A 19456-nucleotide genomic window follows, 5' to 3' on the forward strand; every position below is an offset into this window, starting at 1 on the left:
AATTACAACCTTTTAGAATAAACCTACTGCTTTTCCATTTTCATTTACATCCATTTGCAGTGCTGCTGGTTGTTTTGGAAGACCTGGCATAGTTAACATTGTTCCTGTTAATGCAACGATAAACCCTGCACCGATAGATGGTTTTAATTCACGAATTGTTACGATAAAGTCAGATGGACGACCTAACTTTGTTGCATCGTCAGAAAGAGAGTATTGTGTTTTCGCCATACAAATTGGTAGGTTACTCCAACCTTCTCCTTCGTATTGAGCTAATTGCTTACGTGCTTTCGGAGCAAAATCAATATCTTTTGCGCCATATACTTTTTGAGCAATTGTACGAATTTTTTCTTCTAATGGTAATTCTAATTCATAAAGTGGCGCGTAGTTATTTTCACCTTTTTCGATCTCTTTTAGTACTTTTTCAGCAAGGTCAACTCCACCTTGGCCACCCTTCTCCCAAACTTCTGTTAAGGATACTGCATAGCCACGCTCATTGCACCATTCTTGTAAGTATGTAACTTCTGCATCTGTATCTGTAATGAATTTATTAATTGCAATTACGAAAGGTACACCGAAGCTTTGAATTGTTTCAACATGCTTCTGTAAGTTCTCCATACCTTTTGCTAATGCATCTACATTTTCTTCTTTTAATCGATCTTTTGCTATGCCGCCATGCATTTTAAGCGCACGAATAGTCGCAACAATAACAACTGCTTCTGGTTTAATGCCAGCTGCACGAGCTTTAATATCTAAAAACTTCTCTGCGCCTAAATCTGCGCCGAATCCAGCTTCTGTAATAACATAATCACCTAATTTTGCTGCCATTGTTGTAGCGATAACACTGTTACAACCGTGAGCGATATTCGCAAATGGTCCGCCATGAATGATAGCTGGTGTATTTTCTAACGTTTGTACTAAGTTTGGTTTTAATGCGTCTTTTAGTAGTAATGTTAACGCACCTTCTACACCTAAATCTTTAACCGTTACAGGTTGGTTTGCAAAGTTATAAGCAACTACGATGCGAGATAAACGTGCTTTTAAATCTTGAATATCCGTTGCAAGACAGAATACGGCCATAATTTCAGATGCTACTGTAATATCAAAACCGTCTTCACGTGGTACACCTTGAACTGGTCCACCAAGACCAATTACGACGTTACGAAGGGCACGATCATTTAAGTCAACACAGCGTTTCCAAACGATTTTACGCGTATCAATTCCAAGTGTGTTTCCTTGTTGGATATGATTATCAATAAACGCCGCTAACGCGTTATTCGCAGTTGTAATTGCGTGAATATCTCCAGTAAAGTGAAGGTTAATGTCTTCCATTGGTACAACCTGTGAAAAACCACCACCTGCTGCTCCGCCTTTTAGTCCCATCGTTGGTCCAAGAGATGGTTCGCGAAGTGCAATTACTGTTTTCTTACCAATTTTATTAAAAGCTTGACCTAAACCAACTGTTACTGTTGATTTACCTTCTCCAGCTGGAGTTGGGTTAATCGCTGTTACTAAAACAACTTTACCGTCTTTCTCATCCTGTAAGCGCTTAAAAATATCAAGAGATAACTTACCTTTATAATGCCCGTATGGCTCTAATTCATCTTCTAAAATATTTAAATCGGCTGCAATTTCTTGAATCTTCTTCATACTCGCTTCTTGTGCGATTTCAATATCGGATTTAACTGTTGTAGTAGTTGTCATATACCCTAGTCCCCCTTTAATTGGTTCTGATGATATTGTATCAGTTTTTTGTATTTTCTGCACTTATTTACCTCCTAAAAATTCTTTCATTTCTTTATACGTTTTTTAACATAAATACCCATAAGAATGTTAAGGATTGTTGTAACTCTGTAGGTAGTTGACCTAGCATCTTCTCATTTACTCCGCGCTTATATACACCAATGCCATCTACAGCTTCAAAACCTTGTTCTTTCGCTAACTGTTCAAATTCCCAAGGCATCATCGTATTACAAACAACGTCTTTGCCGTATAAACGAGGATAACTGTTCTCTCGAGGTTTTGCTGTCGGTCCTAAAATTGCAATACATGCGTATCCATCTTTCTTTAAAACACGTTTTATTTCATTTAATGCTTGTAATGGATTCTCAGTCCATTCTAAAGAGTTAATGGCCATAATCGCTTTAAATTGTTCATTTTCAAATGGTAAAGCGGAAAGATCTCCTTTCACAAAAGATAAATTTGAATCTTCCCCACGTTCTTTACCTTTTTGAATCATAATTTCCGATAAATCTACTCCAACTGCTTTATAGCCAACGCAACTTAATTTATATGTACCGTATCCATCACCACAGCCAACATCTAACACTTGAGCTTCTTTCTCCACGTACTGTTCAAAAAATGGAATAATTGTACTCCTGCTCCCGCTATCCCACATTTCCTGACTATTTTTATTCCAATATTCCGCACTACTATCCCACTTCTTCTCTGCTGATTCATGCCAATTGAATTTCTTCATACATTCCCCTACCTTCACGTATTATCATTCAATTCATTCTACATCATTTTCCAAAATCCCTGTTTATCTTCATAAGGAGATAGAGTGAAACTTTAATTAGTGGCGGTTTTATTCGTTCCCACTGATTATTAGCCCACACCAATCGAGCTTTTACAGGCAACCCGGCTCCTACATAACTTCTTTACTCTAGCCGAATTTTGAAATAGAAGTTTTACTGCCCGCAAATAGCGGGATAAGTAAGATAACAACGAAATCTATTTTCTCCATTTTTTGCTTTACTTGGGTTTAACTCATACTCATGCTCTTCTCATTTTGAAAGATACTATAGATACACCCAATTGAAAGAGAGGGATGTACATGCGAAGAAAGAGAAATCATCATTTTAAAAGTGGTGAAAAACACGAAGAGTATGCAGCTGAAATATCTCCAGCCGGCATTCCAATTAGACATGAGCGCAAAGAAATTGCAAATGAAATAGAAGGTACAAATACCGGAGCAATGATAGGCTATGTCGCATTATTTCTTTCGTTATTCTCAATTGCTTTTTATCCAGTTACACTTGGTTCTCTTGCGATTTTAGTTGGTTTATTAGCTGTTAATTTCGGAGCAAGAACACTTGGATATACAGCAATTGGTTTTGGTAGTTTTTCTGTTTTATTTACTTTACTTTATCCGCTTGCTTTGTCAGCGTTTTAAAAAAACACACCAAGTTATACTTGGTGTGTTCATTCATGATACAACATAATATGACCGCATCCACAACAGTGCTTTGCTGTAATTTCTTGAAAGACCGGATAATTCTCTTCATCCCTATGTTCAATAAATACTTTTTCAAATCGATACATGTTTGGCGCATATGCCCAATCTTGTTTCGTACGAGCGTACAACGTTGAGGAAAAAAACTCCTCACCACCGCAAACGATGCATGTATTCTTCATCACTACCCCTCCTATGCTTGTCTTACTTCATCTATATGAACACAAGCATAAAAAAAAGACCTTCTATTACTAGAAAGTCTTTTCTGAAACAAAAAGAAATGTACCAAACATCCCTACTCCGCTATATTCTTTCGTAACACCAGCTTCTGTTTTAAACGTTTGCTTTACAGTCATAAAGAATACACCATTTCGTGCATCTGTACTTTCAAATTGTAGCTTTTCTTTTTTACCATCTACATTTTGTGTGCATTCAAAACTACTCTCATCACATTTCAACGCATACTTATCCTCTACATACGAATTAAAATCTGATTCTTTCGGACACGTAATAAGCAATATCGCCACGAGAATAATACTTACAATACCCACAATTGTATAATATTTCTTCATTTGTTCTCCTTTCAAATGACAAGAAAACTTGACTTCATGCGCCAAGTTTTCTTAGTCAACAACCCATTGCCACTCTTGTTCTTTCTTATCAAAAATGAGCCAACCTGTTTCTGTTGCTTCCTCTTTCAATTCATCGATATTATCTAGCACCTCATCCGTACTTTCATACGAACCAACTACATATACCGGAATTTCAAGACCTCTTCTTGACTCAATTTTCCCTGCTAAATCAATATAAAGACCATCTTCCATTAATGGAATAAGCCCCATAATCACTTCTTTTGAAATTGCTGGGAAAATTTTTGATTTTTGGAAGAAAGAAAAACGTTTCTTACCGAAAGCACCGAGTTTATAAGGAATGACTTTACTTAACATTCCAACAAAATCAGCAATTCTACGGTAATATACTTTGTTGTACCAACCGTCATCATGTGAAAAATAAACAAATCTATTTTTCAACAACGGAAAGAATGTTCTTGCAAGTGGTTCTTTTTTGTGAGCCAAATATAACAGTTCTGCAATTTCTTTTGGCTCTAATTCATCTAAATCGCTTGCATCATCAAAATCTACCCAACAAAATTCATCAAATTCATCAATCTCTGCTTGAATTAGCTTATGTATATTTTCTTCCTCAACATATTCAAATAAAGTATGATAATGAAAATCCGTCCATTCAAAGTTATGCTTCAAAAGCAAAACTTGATGAAGCGGTGAAGGGATGTTACTTGCAAACTCTTTAAACGTAATTCCTGATGTAATAAAACAATGACCTCGACGATTACCATTAATATATATCATATTCTTTACTTGGTCAGATCCTCCAGACAAAGCACCTAGCCACCTTCGTTTTATATGTTTCAATTCTATAGCATATTTTAACATGAAAAATTTTAGAAACATAGAAAAAACTTCAAAAACTATTTACAATTTCATGTGTTTTATTACATAGTGATTACAAGAAAAAACGCCTGCTCATAAGCAGGCGTTTTTAAAGGATTTCATCCGGGTTTTGAGAATGATGATTTCCCTCTTTCTTTTCATCTTTTTGGAACATCGATTGAATTTTATCAATTGTTTGTGGAGCTAATTCAATCATTTTTTCTGCTAAATGTGTCGCATTTTGTAAATGAAGAATATTTACTCCATCTTTATTCACCACAAGAAATGCTACTGGTGTAATAGAAACACCACCCGCGCTACCGCCACCAAATGCAGGGTTACCGTTCGCTCTTTGTCCATCATTCGTTTGGAAATCAGAACCTCCTGCTCCAAAACCGAACGCTACTTTAGAAACCGTTAACACCACACCACCGTCAGCCGTTTGAACAGGCTCTCCAACAATCGTATTCACATCGACCATTTCTTTTAAATTTTCCATTGCTGCTTTCATTAACCCTTGAATTGGATGATCCACCGTTCATAACCTCCTTTGTCATATCTTTCCTAGTTTTTCCGAAAGTTTGTGAACTAAACATAAAATTTTATATTGATTTCAAAAAACTTAAGTTGTAATATTTAGAAAAATAAAAAAGAGGTCGATTCGTTATGATGCGAAAATTAACAAAGAAAGATCATGAACAAGTATTCGCTTACCTAAAAGAAGAAGCAGCCATTAACTTATTTATTATTGGAGATATTGAAGCTTTCGGTTATGATACAGATTTTCAAGAATTATGGGGAGTATTTGAAGAGAACGGAACATTAAAATCGATTTTACTTCGCTTTCACGATACATTTATACCGTATAGTAAAGAAGAGTTTGTGGTTACTGACTATGAGGCACTTCTTTCCGCATATAAGCCGCTTAAACTCTCTGGCAAGTCAACTATTGTAGAAAGATTTGAAACTGCTCCAAGTGTACAACTAGGCGCCAAAAATGAAATGTATTTTTGCGAATGCCAAGATGACAACAACTTACCTAGCACACCAATTCATAAAACAATTAAACTTGCCTCACTCGATGATATAGAACGAATTATGAAATTACGAAGTGACATCGCTGAATTCCCGACTGCAAATGAATCTGAAAAAATGTTAAGGCAAGCTATCGAAACAAATACAGGACGTACATATTATATTGAAAAAGACGGTGCAATCATCGCATCCGCCTCAACTTCCGCTGAAAATTCATTATCTGCCATGGTTAAACAGGCGAGTTGAAGCTACCGAGGCAGGACAAGCCTCACAAGGTGTTGCTGAATGGTTATCTATGACAGAAACAATATTCTCACAAGAGACCACTTTCTAGGTTACTCACAAGTAGCCTATGGAGGTGGTCTTTTTGTGCGTACTCAAGGAGGAAACTAAATGGCACTACTTAGATTTATGATTAAGGATTACCTAGAAGATAAAGAACTCAGCGGGCTAGCTCCTAGGACAATACAGAGCTACGGAGATACACTCAATGAGTTTTCTCACTGGCTCACTACCGAGAAGGAAATCATTAACATCGAGGATATCACTCCACAGGTTATAAAGAGCTACCTCCTCTACTGTTCCAAGGAAAGAGGAAACGCTGTAGTTACTCGCAATGGTAAACTCCAGCACTTGAAGACATTCTTTAGGTACCTAGAAGATGAGGACGTTATAGAGATCCGTAGCAATCCCACTAACAAAATTAAGCCTGCAAAAACGGACAAGACTATCAAGGTGTACTCCGATGAACAGATAAAACAAATGCTTAGATACTACAGGAGGATGCGCTCTCGGGAAAATACGTTGTATAGCTACAGAGGTCATACCGTGATAGTCGTCCTCGCTGGTACAGGCATAAGACTAGGCGAGCTGGTATCAATGAGGTGGGATTCTGTGGATCTACTCAATAAAACTATCACTATCTTTGGGAAGAATCGCAAGAGCCTGTCTACTCCATTAACAGATAAGGTGGCTCGGGAGTTGTACGAGTGGAGATTATTCTGCGAGAAGTACTACATTAAGTTGCCTGCTCATGTGTTTAATGACCACAGAGGTAACCCACTCACAGTGAATGCTGTCAAGTTAATGTTCACCAGGCTGTCAGTTCGTATGGGATTCAAAACTACAGCTCACATGTTTAGACATACCTATGCGAGTAACTGCTTGAGAGCTGGAATGGACATATACACCTTGAGTAAGCTGATGCATCACTCCCAGATAAGAACTACTGAGGTTTACCTACATGCTTTCGGTAACTCGTTAGCTGAATCCAACGATAAGTATAACCCTCTCAATAGGTTCGACCTATAAGTAAACACAAAAGAGCCCTGCTCTAGTTTGGCGGCCAGACAGGACTCTTTCACAAAATAACTATGGAGCTATTTGCTTATATTGTACTACCCTAAGATACACTCTGCAAGTAGCTCCTATTAAGGAGAATATACAATATGAAGGAACTACGAAAATATCAATCTTTTAATTCAATTCATGAGATGGACAATTCTATTAGTGAATACCTGTCAGTGTACAAACTTAAAGAGTCAGAATACACAGTACTATGGAAGCTTGCTTGTTACTCATGCAAATTCATAGGAGTCAGCTACCTTAAAGTAGACTCTTTATCTGATCTCACAGGTTACTCTAAACGCACTATACAGCGTGCTCTAAAGGTTTTATCTGAGCTAGGAATTATTACTCGTATCAATCAATTTAAGCCTGTTAAAGGTGGCTATAGCGCTTCAATAACAGTGATCAATCCCTATGAGAGTCACCTTGCTAAGTCACCTTGTGAGGAAGCTGTAGAGTCTACTCCTGAGTGCACTGAGAAGTCTCCGTCTCATACAGATACAATTACTTACAAAACTAAAATCTCTAAAGATAATACATACGTAGACGAGTTAAGCATAGATCACTTAGTAGCTGCTGGTGTTCCTACTGAGTTCGCTAGCTTGGCTATCTCCTACTTTGATGCAACTAAGGTTTACAAACTGTGGGGTCGTGTTCAATTGGCTGCTCGAAAGTATGCACCTGATTTAGTTGATACTGCAGAGGTGGCCATCTCAGGGTTACGAGCTAGTGTGCTTGCTAGCAAGGCTAAACGTGTACGTGATTTCAATGGTTACTTCTATGGAGTTCTGGCTCAGAAATTATCTACTGCTCAGCGATCTCTTAAGTGCAAACTGTTCAACTTTCTTCAGTAGCATTACTGTAGGTAATAATCCCTCCTATCTGGTTGTTGTCCTATAGCTCTTTAACACAGGAGGTATCTCTATTTAGCTATGCCCGATTGGTTACCAGGGTGGCATTGCATCTGGTTCTTGTACGATTATCCAATTTAGGATAGTCCTGAGTAGGTTGTACCTGCAGAGCAGGCAACTGATTAGGTATATGCTCGATTGAATGCCATATGATTTAAAATAACATCTCCATTTTTGAATCACTCCATAAAAAAAGCTCCAGATTCTCCTGTGCGGAGTTTTATTAGTACCCTTATTACGTTTGCACCTAAACAAGTTATACCATTTGTAATGAGCTTGTACGAACTCTAAAGAGTTTTACACTTATTCGAGCTTTCTTTGGTAACCAAAAAAAGAGGTAGCTAACATAATTGGCTGTAAGGATAAACTGTGAGGAAAAGAAAGGGATTTAAAAAAGTTTTCAAAAAGTATTGACGGTTCTAGAACTTTTAATTAATATGTAATTAAGCCACTCAGGGAATGAGGTGAACATAGCAATTGGAAAGTAAGCAACAAAAGTTTTACGGTAAAGTCAAAGACTTTTACGAGCTGGAGTCCATCGAGGATGCTAAGAGGTTTTATACAGCTTTTAATCAACTCAACAAGATCAACACTGTAGATAAAGCTAATAAGATCGATAAAATGTTAACTCGTATGTATGCTGGTAAGAAGTTAACTGACTAACCTAAAACTACACAAAACAAAATAGCCCTACTCGGTAGTTATACTTTGGCGAGTATACCGAACAAGGCTACGCAATTCAGTCGAACCTATAAGGCTCTTTCCTCCCTATAGTATCACGAGCAGGAATAGCTGTAAAGGTTCGACCTCATAGGAGGCGAATAAGTTGAAACTCAAAGAGTGGGTTACGTCAACCTTGGTAGCTGGCGGCAGCATAAGCTTTCTTTACGCAGCTGGTTACATCGTTTCACTCATGATTGTACACCTGTAAGTATTACCTATCTCGTGTAAACAAATAAAAACTAAAGGGAGAGATTTTTTATGACAACAAATACTATTCAACCAACTAATTTAGATATCGCTATGGAGGAGATCGACACTTTAGTGTCCAACTTCCAAGACTCACTATCTCGTATCACTAATAAAGCTTGCAAAGTAGATACATTCCAACTAGGCCTTACGTATGTAGTTATCTTACGAGCTGGCAAAATCTCTAAAACTCTTAGTTTTAATTTAAACGAAATAACTGAGGAGGAATGTCAATGAAAAAGCGAATAGTTGTTTTCCTGTCCAGCATTATCCTGCTGAGTGCCTGCAACAGTTCTACAATCTCCGAAGAAGAATACAACTCCCTAGAGGAAGGGATGACACTCTCAGAGGTTGCAGACCTTGTAGGAGGAAAAGGAGAACGTACCAGCTCTAACGGCTACACAGACGTAACCTACGATGGTGGTGGAGAGGATACTGGTGAGATTGACTTTGCAGTAATGATATTCGAGAAGGGTAAGTTACTAGGCTGGGATCGACAAGATAATAATTAAGGGGACGAAACTAAAATCTCTAGTACACCCCTGAGCCGGCTCTTTTAATTTCTTCCTCAGGCTTACCATTACGGTAATTGAAATTACAGTTTAATTCTATACTTGTTTCTTATTGGGAGTAGAATTAAACTCATCATCAAAAAAAGAAGAGCGACTTTAAATTCACTCTTCTTTTCATTTCCTACTCAGAATATCTCCTATTCTTTCAATAATAACCAATAGTATAAACCAAAAGTAACAGGAAGGAGAACAGCTTACTTGTACCCTCTAAAATATGACGCATTATCCATTTTATCACTTATAATTTTAGGTACATCTTCAACCAATTGATTGTAATTTACAGCAATCACTTCAGCGATACTTTCTACTAATGTATCAATAATTTTTTCTAAATAATAGTTATCAATATAGTAAAAAGTATCTGGATTTTCTTTTAGCTTCTTCTCTAATAATTCCTGCACTTGTTTCTTATCAATCTTATAAAACATAGAAGACATACAACCGACCCCTTTATATTTTGGTATTTTGATACTCGAATTTCCTTTGGATAAACCTAATTAATATCCCTATCCCCGATAACAACTCATTTAAATTCGCAATAAATATGTCATAAGATTCTTGGACACCTTTTACACTTGCCGAATTTGCGCAAACCCTATTTAAACAGTTTATTATAACTCGAATTTCTTCTTCTGATAATTCACAACCGCGCGCTCCATAAACTTTCTCAATATCTATAGCTTCAATTTTTATCCCTTTTAACAATTTACTTAAAAATTCATTACTATAAGCATTAGTGCGCGCATTAAAATATCGATCTTCCATCGAGTGTATTTGACTAGAGATACTTTCCAACTGCTCTCCAATCTCCTTTAAAGCTTTTCCTCGCAAAGTACTATATTCCAAACCACCCTCTTCAAAGTTATTTAAAGCTGCAACTAAATAACTCGGCACTTGAGTATACCTAACGTCAAGTTTGATTCTACCCCATGCGTAAAAATGATGAGGTTCACCACTAACATGATGCCCTTCATTTTCCTTATTAAAATATATCCGATCAGGATATTCTAAATCTTTTAATTGTTTTTGTAAGTTTTTCAACTCATCATATAAAGGAGAATAAACAACATTTTTCCTCGTTACAATCCCCTTCACTTCTTGTTGTTTCTTGTGAGTAGATTTACTTACAAAAAGACTACCCATAAGACTAATGGCAGCTCCTCCAAAGGCTCCTACAAGTCCAGCTGTAGTAGTATCAGATAAATTAACGAACCCTTTCAAATTCGGATATATATATGAAACAACATAATACAATCCAGCCAACCCTGTAAAATACGATAAGTTTAAAAAAACACCTTTACAGTTTTCATTAAATATAACCCTTTTAACAGATTTAGAAACTTGTATTTTTCTCATTTATGTATCGCTCTCTCCTCCCGAACGTATGTACAGAAATAATTTTACCATAAAAATCCTTATAAGAATAATCTAATAAAAAAACAAAATACATTTTTTGCATAGTTGGTCTACTGGGGTAATACTTCGATGTTACGAATATGTATTTTCTATATAAGGATCCCCCCACAAGAATACCCTCCCCTATAGACATAAAAAAATGAGACAACCTAAAGCGGCTATCTCATAAGTATTCCTATTGTGAATAACATCGGGAGCAATAATGCTAAACTCTGTAGACCAAACCATATAGAGCCAGCTAACACCATGTACGTTAGAGCTATAAACAAGTATAATCTCCACCTGTGAGATCGACTCTCCAGGTCTAATTTACTTAGGCTTGATTTTTCCTGTGGTACACTCATTAGTTTTACCTTCCTTTTTGCGTCTGTTTGTAACCCTTTAGGTGGCCCATGAGAGCGCCACCTCTGTCTCACAGTACTACATCAATTACAGCATAGAAATTACCGAAGCAACCTATCAGGACTTTCTTTCCTTTATTCTCATAACCCTCGAAGGCGTACCTCTTTAGAGTCTCCCTAGCGTTATGAGTTAGCTTGATATTGACTATCGTAGGGACACCACCGAATGGATCTAAGTCCACTCGGATATCTGTCTCACTGTAGTCTGCGGGGATTGCTTCTGCTGTAGTTGCTACCATGATATTATTGTTTGTGTTAGCTCCCTGTACCTTGGTAGCTAATGCCTGTATAAACATAAGTTCATCTTGTTTCTGACTCATATGTTAATCACCTTCCTAGCGCTGTGACTCATTTGCCCACCGTTAGACAAGTCCATAGACCATGCCGTCTCAGTGTATACATCGTCTACAGCTAAGTTTTTGTACTTAAGCTTCATTGCGTTCATGTGTGTATGAGCTGGCATCAGTGCAGTCCTAAATTCTATCTTTCCATAAGCCTGACTAGCCTCAATAGCTACCCTTGCACAGTACTGATCCAAGTTACCTTGGTCGTCTATATTGTCTACCTCTCTGTAGTCTACGATGTAGCGCCCTACGTTAGGAATGCTTGTTAGGCTACCTTCATTAGTATTGAAGAATCTAGAGTAGTATCGAATCCCATCAGAGTCCGCTTGTTGGGTACACACAAACACGTTAGGCGTGTCATAGATGTCATACTCTTCCTCGGCTTCTAAGTACATAACCGACATAGCATCATCCTCATAGGTTTTCGTAACAGGACGCTCGTTAGGCTTTACATAAGGGAGACAATTAATGACTCCGTTCTCGTCGGCAAATAACGCCTGGTAACCTATGCAGCTAGCTAAGTCGTTTAACACCTTGAGCCAACTCTCTCCTGCTTGATATATACGAGGCTTTCCTGTAGAGGATTTAGGGCTTAGGGGAACATTGACCTTACTCACGGGGAATGAGTAGCCAAACTTAACAGGGACTTGAGTGTCTGCTCCTGTGAGGATGTCTCGAATGACCTTACTCCAACCGTTAGTCACATCAGGTGCAATCGAGAAAGGATAAATTACTTTGGCTTCATCTAGGATACTCAGGAGATCGTAACCCTGTACGTCTCTGTAGACACGGCTTCCTTTGTCCGCTCTCTTAGGACTATTCATCATGAACACTCCTAGAGGAGCTTCCTGCCAGGTGCCACCTTGGTTCCATCTCAAGTAAGGCTTAATTCTATTTGTACGATAATCAATTGTATCTTTTAGAGGAGGCTTCCCTTGTTCATCATAGGCTACCTCTATCTTAAGACTTGTCACACGAGCTTTGCTATCTCCTTGGCTGTACCTATTGTAGTGCCAGTTAGCTTCTATGAAGACGTTGCTTGCAGGTGTTCCTGCTGGGATGCCTGCTATAGTTTGACCACTTGTGTAGCTATTCCAAGCAGACCATGTGCCACTAGTCCCAATCTTCGTTCTCAGGTAGACCATGCTAAATGGAACGTAACACCCTGAGTCAGGGTTGTACTGCGCTATCGAGTTATCAAAATAAACCTTAGCAGTCTTGATTTTAGGGAAGACTCCGTTAGTCTGCTTCGTGTTATCTATATCGAATGTAGGCGAGTAGGCATTAAACTTGTAAGTAAAACCTGCTGTGCCGTAATCTCTCATATAGACACTGTCAATCCACATCTCATAAGGTGCTCCTCCGTCTTCATACCCTACTGCGAACCTAACAGCAGGCGCACTAGGGAATCCACTAGGCATTGTCCAGCTCCCTATCCAAAGTCTCCATCCACCTCCTAAGTCTTCGCTTGTGTGGTTAGTTGTTTCTACCTTCCCGAACCAACTATCCATAGAGCCAGCGTTACTAGGTACAAACCAAACCTTAGGAGTATGAGTCTGCCAAGCATCTAGTCGTTTCATACGAGTTATAAAAGAGTAATAATAAGTTCGCCCTACCACACGAGATAGCAGTCTGTCAGAGATGATGCCAAAGAACTTAAAAGTTTGATCTCCCTTGTAAATCCGTTGAGCATTACCTACTACACCTACCTCATTAGGGTCGTACGTTCGATTGAGTAAGTCAACGTGAGTAAATGTAGACCATCCCTCTCGGGTCTGATTCCCTATAACTTCTCCTTCCATTTCAGCGTTCCAACCTACGTAAGGAATTTCTTTTTCAGGCATTAACTGTCCACCACTTAGGATAACTCCTCGGTCATACGCCCAGTCCTTGTAAGGAAAATCTAACTGGGTGAACGTCTTCCCTGTAGTGATTGTCGTGAAGTTGTCCGCTACAGTGTTTTCTCTAAAGCGAAAGTCTGCTGTGCGGTGTATGTTGGCAAATGCTGAGTAGGAGATGTTTGCTGACTCTACATTGTCTAAGTTGCGAATAACATTGTAGTCTTTGTCTAGGAGTTCGTACCTAAAGTTAGTCTCACGGTAACCATTCTTAAAGTTTAAATCTGATATAGTGTTAACCCCCGAGTTAGTTGATGGTTTCTCAGCCATTGTGTTCGCCTCCCTCTAGTATCTTTAGTTCTTTGTTGGCTTCATAATATTTACGTGGCACCCTACAGGTCTTAACTCCTAGTACCTCCACATCGTCTACGTCTACCAGTGCCTCTGCGAGTTGCTGTCTCACTATTTTCTTAAACTTAGTTTGTACTAGAATAGGGTTACCATCCATAGGGAAGCACTGTTGAGTCATAAACTCTTGGTCATCCTCTATGTATCTTACATTTGCTTGGTAGTAGTTCATATTAGTAACCTGCCTTTCTCATGTTAAGATCTCGTTTACCACTAGGAGATAGTGCCTGTCTCTTGTATTCTATTTCGCTTACCTGAGTAGGCTCGGCACTAATGAACTGTGCATGTGTTACTTCGAATGCTTTTAAGTATGCCTTAGCGATTACCTGTGAGTAAATCTTCATAGCCTCGTTTATATCGGCAGGTGTCTCCATAAAGTGTTCTACCTCATAAGCCTCACCATGTTGGATATATCTAACTGTCACCTTAAAGTAATTGTTCATTAGTCATCTCTCCTTGTGATTTAATAACTAAGGAGCCGAAGCTCCCTAGAATTGTCTTACTGATTGGTTCATACTGCGGAAGTTGAACCCGTTTGAGTAGCCTGTCTCTGTAGTTGTCTGTCTCACAGTCTGATTAATCTGCGCTTGTAACTCTGAGCCGTCTACATCGACCGTACCTTTAATAGTGTGTTGATGGTTAACCGTCACTGTTGTGCGTCCTCCTGAGAAAGCCTCTAAACCTGTGCCAACTAGCGCTACGTCGGCTTGGTTAGCAACACCATCGAAAGCTCTACCCATCGATCTCTCCATTGAACTAACTTGAGTCAATGCAGCTTCATACCAAGTTGGGAAGAATGCCTTACCTGACTTGTCTAGGTCACTAAGTGGTCCCTTCTTAGCAGGTGAGAACGGTAAGTAAGAACGTACTCTACTCATACCTTCAGAGACAGCCGATACAGCTTTCCCAAAGCCTGACTTTATGCCATCAACAAACTCACTCAGTAGTCCTTTACCTGAGTTGTAGAACGACTTAGCGAAGACTTTAACCTGCTTGACCATGTTCTCTCCGCCTTTAAACACAGAGTCCACAGCCTTATTGAATCCTTCTACCACAGCATTCTTGAAACCACTGAGCATATCCTTACCGGCACTAGCCATTGAGCTGACCTTGTCTTTAGCAGCTTGAACCATATCAGAGAACTTCTGACGAGCATCACTAACCATACCTTGGAGACGATTAACTGCATCGTTCTTAAGCTCGTTGTATTTGTTCACTACAGAAGTCTTCATCTCGTTAATCTTGTTAGTTGCATCCGACTTGATTTGCTCCCACTTAGTACGAACATCGTTAACTAAGTTGAGTACCTTCTGTACCGCCTCACGTTTTAAATTCTCATAAGCAGCGACAGCTTTTACTTTCATCTCTTCAGCTTTGTTCTTAACAGTATCGACCATGTCATTCCACTTCTGTTTAGTATCATTCCACCAATCCTTAACTGATTGAATCATACCGTTGTAGGCATCTGTTACAGCTTTCTTTCCTTCCTCATACTTCTTCTTCATAGTGTCCCACATCTTTTTGCACCAAGCTGTGATCTCGTCCCAGTTCTTATACAGGAGTACGCCTACTGCGATAAGTGCCACTATAGCCGCTACTACCCAAGTGATCGGGTTAGCCCACAATGTAGCGTTAAAGAGTAACATAGCCCCACGAGCTAGCATCATTACCCCTTGAGTTATCTTAAGTACACTATTGATTGCTTTAAAGGCTGTGACTACCGAGCCAATAATTCCTACTAGAGATACAATACCCATGATAGCTTGGAAGGCAGCCCAAGCGCCTACTATGATAGGTACCAGCGTACTAGCGTTGTCTATTAGGAATTGCACAGCCGTACTCACAACATTAAGTGCCGTATCAAGAGCACCCGACTCCTCAGCCCACTTAAGGAATTTCGTACCTAGTTCAAATACTTGTACCCCTAAAGGAGCTAGTGCCATCATGATCTTCCATAATGTCTGTATTAGCTGTCCTATGAAGCCCATGACAACTGGCGTACTCGTTTGAACCATTGATACAAAGTCTTGTAATGCCTTGTTCGACTGTAATCCCGCTGCCCAGTTAGCGAACTTCTGAGTCAGGTCTACCATGCCTGCACCTAATTGCATCCCTAGAGGAGTGAATGCTATCATGATGTCTCCAAAGCCTTTAAGGATGTTCCCTGCTGACTTCATTACCATTTCAAACATAGGCACTGCGAAAGTGTTCATATGCTCGAAGAACTTATCAGCCTTACCCTGAGTGATCCCATCATTCATCTTCTTAATCATCCCCGCGAATGATTCTCCGACTCCTTGGAAAGAAGGGAACAACTTAGTCATTGTCAATCTGAGGAAGTCTGTAGACTCAGCTACGAGTTTTAACGTGGTAGGAGCCATTTTGTTTTCCATCTCACGCCAGGCATCACTGAGTTGGTTAATAGCTACTACAGCCTTCTTCTCCTCAGCAGTTAAACTCTCCATGATAGCCTGCACGAGAGCCATCTGTTTGGCGTAACCCTTGGTGTCTCCTGCTATCAAGGCCGCATTCGCTTTGAGCTGGGCTTCCTCTAGTTGATTAGCTGTCTCTATAGTCTTACTTATCGTTGTAAATGCGAGAGCACCAAACCCTGCAGCGGCTATCCCAGCAGTACCAAACAGGGAAGCGACTGCACCGAGTCCTCCTAACAGGGGAACTAAAGCTCCTGAGCCTACTACTCCGATCGTACCTATGATAGCCGCCATCTTATTAGCTTCTGCTGCTGTGCTTCTAAACTTATTGCTAGCTCTATCTTGAGCCTGTATGATTATGTCAATTACCGACGCTATGATAATCACCTTCCTTTATATGAGAACGACAAATAAGCCCACCTGCAAAGTGAGCAAGTTAGCATCCTCATTAGTTCTTATTTGTCCATACCATCAAACAAGGCATTCCAAGAAACCTTAGTCTCATTACTTGCATTGTCCCGACTCTTACGGAACTTACGAGACATACCTAAATCGTCTAGTAATCTAATCATACGAGACTCAAAGTCTGCCATACTAACTCGTTCATTAACTGCATAGTCCATTGATTTACCATTCTTGCGCCAGCTCTTCAATGTATTGATTAGAGCTAGGTCAATCTTCGAGATATCTAACGGATCTAAGTCCTCGTAGTTATCTTTGTACCACTGCATAGTATCGCTATACCAGTCCTTCTCTTCCTCTGTGAGTGTCGCTAAGAAGTCCTTCTGATATAGGCCATGAATAGGCTGTCTTCCTTTAGCTAAGTTTTCTTTCATCTTCTTCTTTCCCTCCTCTGTAGTTGCTCCTGTGCTTTTGCCTCCGTGGTATCTGCATCGTAGGTTCTTCTCATTAGACGGCTTATTAACACAGACTGTATTGTTACCTTTGATAGCTCCACAGATACTGTCCTCGGCTTTTAGTTCCTTCTTGATAGTTACCATCTCATCGGAGTCCTTTGTGAGTTCACCACTGAGCAGGCGATCTCTCACATCGTTTATGTACTCCCTGAGTCCGTCCGGTAGTTTCTTTGGTCTAGTCATATTATCGCTTCCTTTGTCCTAAGCCTAAGCTAGCCATGTACTTGTTGTAATACTCTTTGTCTGCCTTGCTCATCTCGATAGGACGTTCTTTCTTGCCGATGCTAATGAGGTAATCGTTGTATTCCTTCTCGTGTTGTGCCTTCTCCTTAACCTTCTTCTCTTCAGCAAAAGCTTGCTTGTCCTTCTCAAGTTGTCGGCTCATTCGGTCTAGCTTCTCGTTAAACTCCTTGAACTTACGTTCCATCTTTAATTGCGCCATTCTAACTATTGTCTCATTCATATTGTTTCCTCCTCGCTTGTATAAGTTGTATGAGAAAGCCACCTTCTGAGTTATGGCTGTTCGTCTGTTGTGTAGCTTTCTAGTGGAGCCGATCTACCGGGCTAGCAACCTCCAGCTTATTGCCTTCCGCAGTCACTAACTCAGTATCCAACTCTAAGGTAATGCTATATGAATCCTATCTAGATTACAGGTTAGACAGGTTATTCAACGATTGCTGATTTAACTTAATGTCGTGTTTCTCAAATACAGCCTGAATAGCTTCTCCAATCTCTTTACGGATATACTTTGTTTGTTCGTCTGCCTCGTGTTGGTCTTCATCAGACATACTAACAATGAACTTCCAATCATCTGAATTAGGATCTAATGAGTCGATTGCACCAACTCCATAAGCAATACCTAAGTCATGAGCGTTCTGGTCGTACTCAGCGTATAACCCACGAGCATCTCCTTGTTCAATACCAAAAGCTCTATTGAAGTATAGTGCTACTGAGCTGTCTCTTCTTGCTCTCACGTTAGCCTTACGAGCCAATTCACCACGAGAACGGTACAACTCTTTAACAGCTACTTGTTTCTTCTCAGCTACCTCTTGTAACTTAACCTGTGTAGACTCAATCTCCTTAGCCAAGCTCTCTAGTTTAGCCTCAGCCTTCTTCTTAGTAGCTAGTGCTTGTTTATCTGTCTCGTCAATTACGAGCGAGGCACTTATAATATCTAGCGCAGCTTGTACTTTTGAGTGATTAGATTGCGCCTGAGATAGCTGGCTCTGTAGATCGTTCTCTTGAGTTTGTAACTTGTCTATTCCCGCTTGTGCTTGCTCCTCTGTTTTAACCTTTGTGTTCATAGCGAATAAGTTTTTAATTGAGTTAATCATTAATAATCTCTCCTCTTGGTTTTAGTTTAGTTTGGATTTATATAGAGTCGGCTCGGGGTGGGTGAGCCTGGTGGAGCACTTGGGTAGGGGGTTATTGCTCGATGATACCTAATAGTCTAGCTATCTCACGTTTACCTGATTGGCTTACCATGAGTTGTACTTTGCCTTTCTCGAGCGGCTTGTAGTTGATATGCTTGTCAGTCATCAAGTAAGCGTACTTTGGTCTATGGAGGTAGCTTCCCTTTGCACTATAGAAGATTACATTCTTCTTAGTTAACCTCTGGTACAAGTCCTGTGCAGATCGTAACCCTAACTCTTTAGCTATCTCTGATACAGTCTTGAAACCTTGAATGCCAATAACTTTATCGTGATACTCGATAGCTGGTGCTTGCTCCTCTAGTACTCTCTCAGCTTGCTCTAATTGTTTTGTCTTCCTCTGTAGTGTCTTCTGAGCTAAGATAAGTGCTCTAGCCATTAGATCCTCTTCTGACTCTTCCTCGTGTGTAACCATGTAGCCACCGTCTCTACGGATACTCGGTAGTACCTCTGATGTAATCCACTTTTTGAAGGCTTTCGCTTGAGGTTTACGGCTAGCTAAGATTAAGCTATAGAGTCCGCTCTCGTTGATTACATTAGCGTTACCTTGACGACCTAGATTGAAACTAGCCCGTTCGTCCTCATCTAGTCTTTTTAGTGCATCTGATGTGTTTTGGATTTCTAATACGTCACATACATCCTTAGCTACGAACCACACTTGGTTATCCTTCTCGGTAACTCTTAGTTCACCTAATCCATTGTCGAATACCTGTAAGTTATTTGTCATTCTCTCCATCTCTCCCTTTTAGTTGT

General features: G+C 39.6%; 22 protein-coding genes and 1 pseudogene. 7 read left to right on the forward strand and 16 right to left on the reverse strand.

The genetic code is table 11. From position 1 onward, the window contains the following. Positions 1-12: 12 nt before the first annotated feature. Together A6J74_RS06315 and A6J74_RS06320 are read right to left on the reverse strand one after the other, a co-directional pair. On the reverse strand, positions 13-1701 hold the full coding sequence (locus A6J74_RS06315; RefSeq protein ID WP_033658414.1) for a formate--tetrahydrofolate ligase: 1689 nt from the start codon (positions 1699-1701) through the stop codon (positions 13-15). 94 nt (positions 1702-1795) lie between these two features. Further along, positions 1796-2476, reverse strand: coding sequence for a class I SAM-dependent methyltransferase (locus A6J74_RS06320; protein WP_000714418.1), 681 nt, complete (start codon positions 2474-2476; stop codon positions 1796-1798). Between the two features lie 357 nt (positions 2477-2833). Here A6J74_RS06320 and A6J74_RS06325 point away from each other — a divergent pair, with 357 nt between their 5' ends. Next, entirely contained in the window at positions 2834-3172 is a 339-nt protein-coding gene (locus tag A6J74_RS06325; protein ID WP_001253192.1) for a hypothetical protein, read from the forward strand. A gap of 29 nt (positions 3173-3201) precedes the next feature. Here the strand turns inward: A6J74_RS06325 and A6J74_RS06330 are convergent, their stop codons facing one another. The 4 genes from A6J74_RS06330 to ytfJ all read right to left on the reverse strand — a co-directional run bounded on the left by A6J74_RS06330 (position 3202) and on the right by ytfJ (position 5218). Then, positions 3202-3414 carry a hypothetical protein gene (locus A6J74_RS06330; protein WP_000798747.1) on the reverse strand — a complete coding sequence of 71 codons (213 nt, stop codon included), beginning with the start codon at positions 3412-3414 and terminating at the stop codon, positions 3202-3204. A gap of 69 nt (positions 3415-3483) precedes the next feature. Further along, complete coding sequence (locus tag A6J74_RS06335) at positions 3484-3804, reverse strand: hypothetical protein (RefSeq protein ID WP_000761187.1); 321 nt, start codon at positions 3802-3804, stop codon at positions 3484-3486. Between the two features lie 51 nt (positions 3805-3855). After that, complete coding sequence (locus A6J74_RS06340; protein WP_000014090.1) at positions 3856-4632, reverse strand: oxalate:formate antiporter; 777 nt, start codon at positions 4630-4632, stop codon at positions 3856-3858. A gap of 160 nt (positions 4633-4792) precedes the next feature. Next, positions 4793-5218 carry a GerW family sporulation protein gene (gene ytfJ, locus A6J74_RS06345; protein ID WP_000349988.1) on the reverse strand — a complete coding sequence of 142 codons (426 nt, stop codon included), beginning with the start codon at positions 5216-5218 and terminating at the stop codon, positions 4793-4795. Between the two features lie 131 nt (positions 5219-5349). On the opposite strand from ytfJ, the pseudogene A6J74_RS06350 reads away from it, so the two are divergent. From A6J74_RS06350 to A6J74_RS06375, 6 genes and pseudogenes are all read left to right on the forward strand, one after another. Further along, positions 5350-5949, forward strand: a pseudogene (locus A6J74_RS06350) (GCN5 family acetyltransferase); the annotation flags it as partial. 162 nt (positions 5950-6111) lie between these two features. Further along, positions 6112-7029, forward strand: a complete 918-nt coding sequence (locus tag A6J74_RS06355) for a tyrosine-type recombinase/integrase (RefSeq protein ID WP_080609416.1) — start codon at positions 6112-6114, stop codon at positions 7027-7029. Between the two features lie 137 nt (positions 7030-7166). After that, on the forward strand, positions 7167-7919 hold the full coding sequence (locus A6J74_RS06360; RefSeq protein ID WP_080609418.1) for a helix-turn-helix domain-containing protein: 753 nt from the start codon (positions 7167-7169) through the stop codon (positions 7917-7919). A 534-nt stretch (positions 7920-8453) separates the two neighbouring features. Then, the gene (locus A6J74_RS06365) at positions 8454-8639 is read left to right on the forward strand and encodes a hypothetical protein (protein ID WP_000444252.1); all 186 of its coding nucleotides are present in this window, start codon (positions 8454-8456) and stop codon (positions 8637-8639) included. Between the two features lie 318 nt (positions 8640-8957). Continuing rightward, on the forward strand, positions 8958-9182 hold the full coding sequence (locus A6J74_RS30640) for a hypothetical protein (RefSeq protein ID WP_000210742.1): 225 nt from the start codon (positions 8958-8960) through the stop codon (positions 9180-9182). Continuing rightward, on the forward strand, positions 9179-9457 hold the full coding sequence (locus A6J74_RS06375; RefSeq protein ID WP_080609420.1) for a hypothetical protein: 279 nt from the start codon (positions 9179-9181) through the stop codon (positions 9455-9457). Before A6J74_RS30640 ends, A6J74_RS06375 begins: the two co-directional genes overlap by 4 nt. 254 nt (positions 9458-9711) lie before the next feature. On the opposite strand, the gene A6J74_RS06380 is transcribed toward A6J74_RS06375, so the two are convergent. From A6J74_RS06380 to A6J74_RS06440, 10 genes are all read right to left on the reverse strand, one after another. After that, on the reverse strand, positions 9712-9954 hold the full coding sequence (locus tag A6J74_RS06380; RefSeq protein ID WP_000097185.1) for a hypothetical protein: 243 nt from the start codon (positions 9952-9954) through the stop codon (positions 9712-9714). Positions 9955-9967: 13 nt separating this feature from the next. Continuing rightward, positions 9968-10873: a hypothetical protein gene (locus A6J74_RS06385; protein WP_001226855.1), complete on the reverse strand. Its 906-nt coding sequence runs from the start codon at positions 10871-10873 to the stop codon at positions 9968-9970. A gap of 472 nt (positions 10874-11345) precedes the next feature. Continuing rightward, entirely contained in the window at positions 11346-11654 is a 309-nt protein-coding gene (locus tag A6J74_RS06400) for a hypothetical protein (RefSeq protein WP_080609424.1), read from the reverse strand. Continuing rightward, positions 11651-13846 carry a hypothetical protein gene (locus tag A6J74_RS06405; RefSeq protein ID WP_080609425.1) on the reverse strand — a complete coding sequence of 732 codons (2196 nt, stop codon included), beginning with the start codon at positions 13844-13846 and terminating at the stop codon, positions 11651-11653. Before A6J74_RS06405 ends, A6J74_RS06400 begins: the two co-directional genes overlap by 4 nt. 251 nt (positions 13847-14097) lie before the next feature. Beyond that, positions 14098-14367: a hypothetical protein gene (locus tag A6J74_RS06415; RefSeq protein ID WP_080609427.1), complete on the reverse strand. Its 270-nt coding sequence runs from the start codon at positions 14365-14367 to the stop codon at positions 14098-14100. Between the two features lie 45 nt (positions 14368-14412). Then, positions 14413-16650 carry a hypothetical protein gene (locus tag A6J74_RS06420; RefSeq protein WP_255410461.1) on the reverse strand — a complete coding sequence of 746 codons (2238 nt, stop codon included), beginning with the start codon at positions 16648-16650 and terminating at the stop codon, positions 14413-14415. A gap of 161 nt (positions 16651-16811) precedes the next feature. Then, a complete protein-coding gene (locus tag A6J74_RS06425) occupies positions 16812-17456 on the reverse strand; it encodes an HGGxSTG domain-containing protein (protein WP_080609429.1) in 645 nt (214 codons plus the stop codon). Between the two features lies 1 nt (position 17457). Next, the gene (locus tag A6J74_RS06430; RefSeq protein ID WP_080609430.1) at positions 17458-17736 is read right to left on the reverse strand and encodes a hypothetical protein; all 279 of its coding nucleotides are present in this window, start codon (positions 17734-17736) and stop codon (positions 17458-17460) included. A 184-nt stretch (positions 17737-17920) separates the two neighbouring features. After that, positions 17921-18607, reverse strand: coding sequence for a hypothetical protein (locus tag A6J74_RS06435; protein ID WP_080609431.1), 687 nt, complete (start codon positions 18605-18607; stop codon positions 17921-17923). 91 nt (positions 18608-18698) lie between these two features. Further along, the gene (locus A6J74_RS06440; protein WP_080609433.1) at positions 18699-19430 is read right to left on the reverse strand and encodes a BRO family protein; all 732 of its coding nucleotides are present in this window, start codon (positions 19428-19430) and stop codon (positions 18699-18701) included. Positions 19431-19456: the final 26 nt, after the last annotated feature.

It is taken from the genome of Bacillus sp. FDAARGOS_235 (genome assembly GCF_002073415.2).
Taxonomy (GTDB): Bacteria; Bacillota; Bacilli; order Bacillales; family Bacillaceae_G; genus Bacillus_A; species Bacillus_A toyonensis.

Bases quoted from the DNA above. Each gene is read 5' to 3' on its own strand.
- A6J74_RS06315 (WP_033658414.1), bottom strand. From the start codon at position 1,701: ATGACAACTACTACAACAGTTAAATCCGATATTGAAATCGCACAAGAA.
- A6J74_RS06320 (WP_000714418.1), bottom strand. From the start codon at position 2,476: ATGAAGAAATTCAATTGGCATGAATCAGCAGAGAAGAAGTGGGATAGT.
- A6J74_RS06325 (WP_001253192.1), top strand. From the start codon at position 2,834: ATGCGAAGAAAGAGAAATCATCATTTTAAAAGTGGTGAAAAACACGAA.
- A6J74_RS06330 (WP_000798747.1), bottom strand. From the start codon at position 3,414: ATGAAGAATACATGCATCGTTTGCGGTGGTGAGGAGTTTTTTTCCTCA.
- A6J74_RS06335 (WP_000761187.1), bottom strand. From the start codon at position 3,804: ATGAAGAAATATTATACAATTGTGGGTATTGTAAGTATTATTCTCGTG.
- A6J74_RS06355 (WP_080609416.1), top strand. From the start codon at position 6,112: ATGGCACTACTTAGATTTATGATTAAGGATTACCTAGAAGATAAAGAA.
- A6J74_RS06360 (WP_080609418.1), top strand. From the start codon at position 7,167: ATGAAGGAACTACGAAAATATCAATCTTTTAATTCAATTCATGAGATG.
- A6J74_RS30640 (WP_000210742.1), top strand. From the start codon at position 8,958: ATGACAACAAATACTATTCAACCAACTAATTTAGATATCGCTATGGAG.
- A6J74_RS06375 (WP_080609420.1), top strand. From the start codon at position 9,179: ATGAAAAAGCGAATAGTTGTTTTCCTGTCCAGCATTATCCTGCTGAGT.
- A6J74_RS06380 (WP_000097185.1), bottom strand. From the start codon at position 9,954: ATGTCTTCTATGTTTTATAAGATTGATAAGAAACAAGTGCAGGAATTA.
- A6J74_RS06385 (WP_001226855.1), bottom strand. From the start codon at position 10,873: ATGAGAAAAATACAAGTTTCTAAATCTGTTAAAAGGGTTATATTTAAT.
- A6J74_RS06400 (WP_080609424.1), bottom strand. From the start codon at position 11,654: ATGAGTCAGAAACAAGATGAACTTATGTTTATACAGGCATTAGCTACC.
- A6J74_RS06405 (WP_080609425.1), bottom strand. From the start codon at position 13,846: ATGGCTGAGAAACCATCAACTAACTCGGGGGTTAACACTATATCAGAT.
- A6J74_RS06415 (WP_080609427.1), bottom strand. From the start codon at position 14,367: ATGAACAATTACTTTAAGGTGACAGTTAGATATATCCAACATGGTGAG.
- A6J74_RS06420 (WP_255410461.1), bottom strand. From the start codon at position 16,650: ATGGCGGCTATCATAGGTACGATCGGAGTAGTAGGCTCAGGAGCTTTA.
- A6J74_RS06425 (WP_080609429.1), bottom strand. From the start codon at position 17,456: ATGACTAGACCAAAGAAACTACCGGACGGACTCAGGGAGTACATAAAC.
- A6J74_RS06430 (WP_080609430.1), bottom strand. From the start codon at position 17,736: ATGAATGAGACAATAGTTAGAATGGCGCAATTAAAGATGGAACGTAAG.
- A6J74_RS06435 (WP_080609431.1), bottom strand. From the start codon at position 18,607: ATGATTAACTCAATTAAAAACTTATTCGCTATGAACACAAAGGTTAAA.
- A6J74_RS06440 (WP_080609433.1), bottom strand. From the start codon at position 19,430: ATGACAAATAACTTACAGGTATTCGACAATGGATTAGGTGAACTAAGA.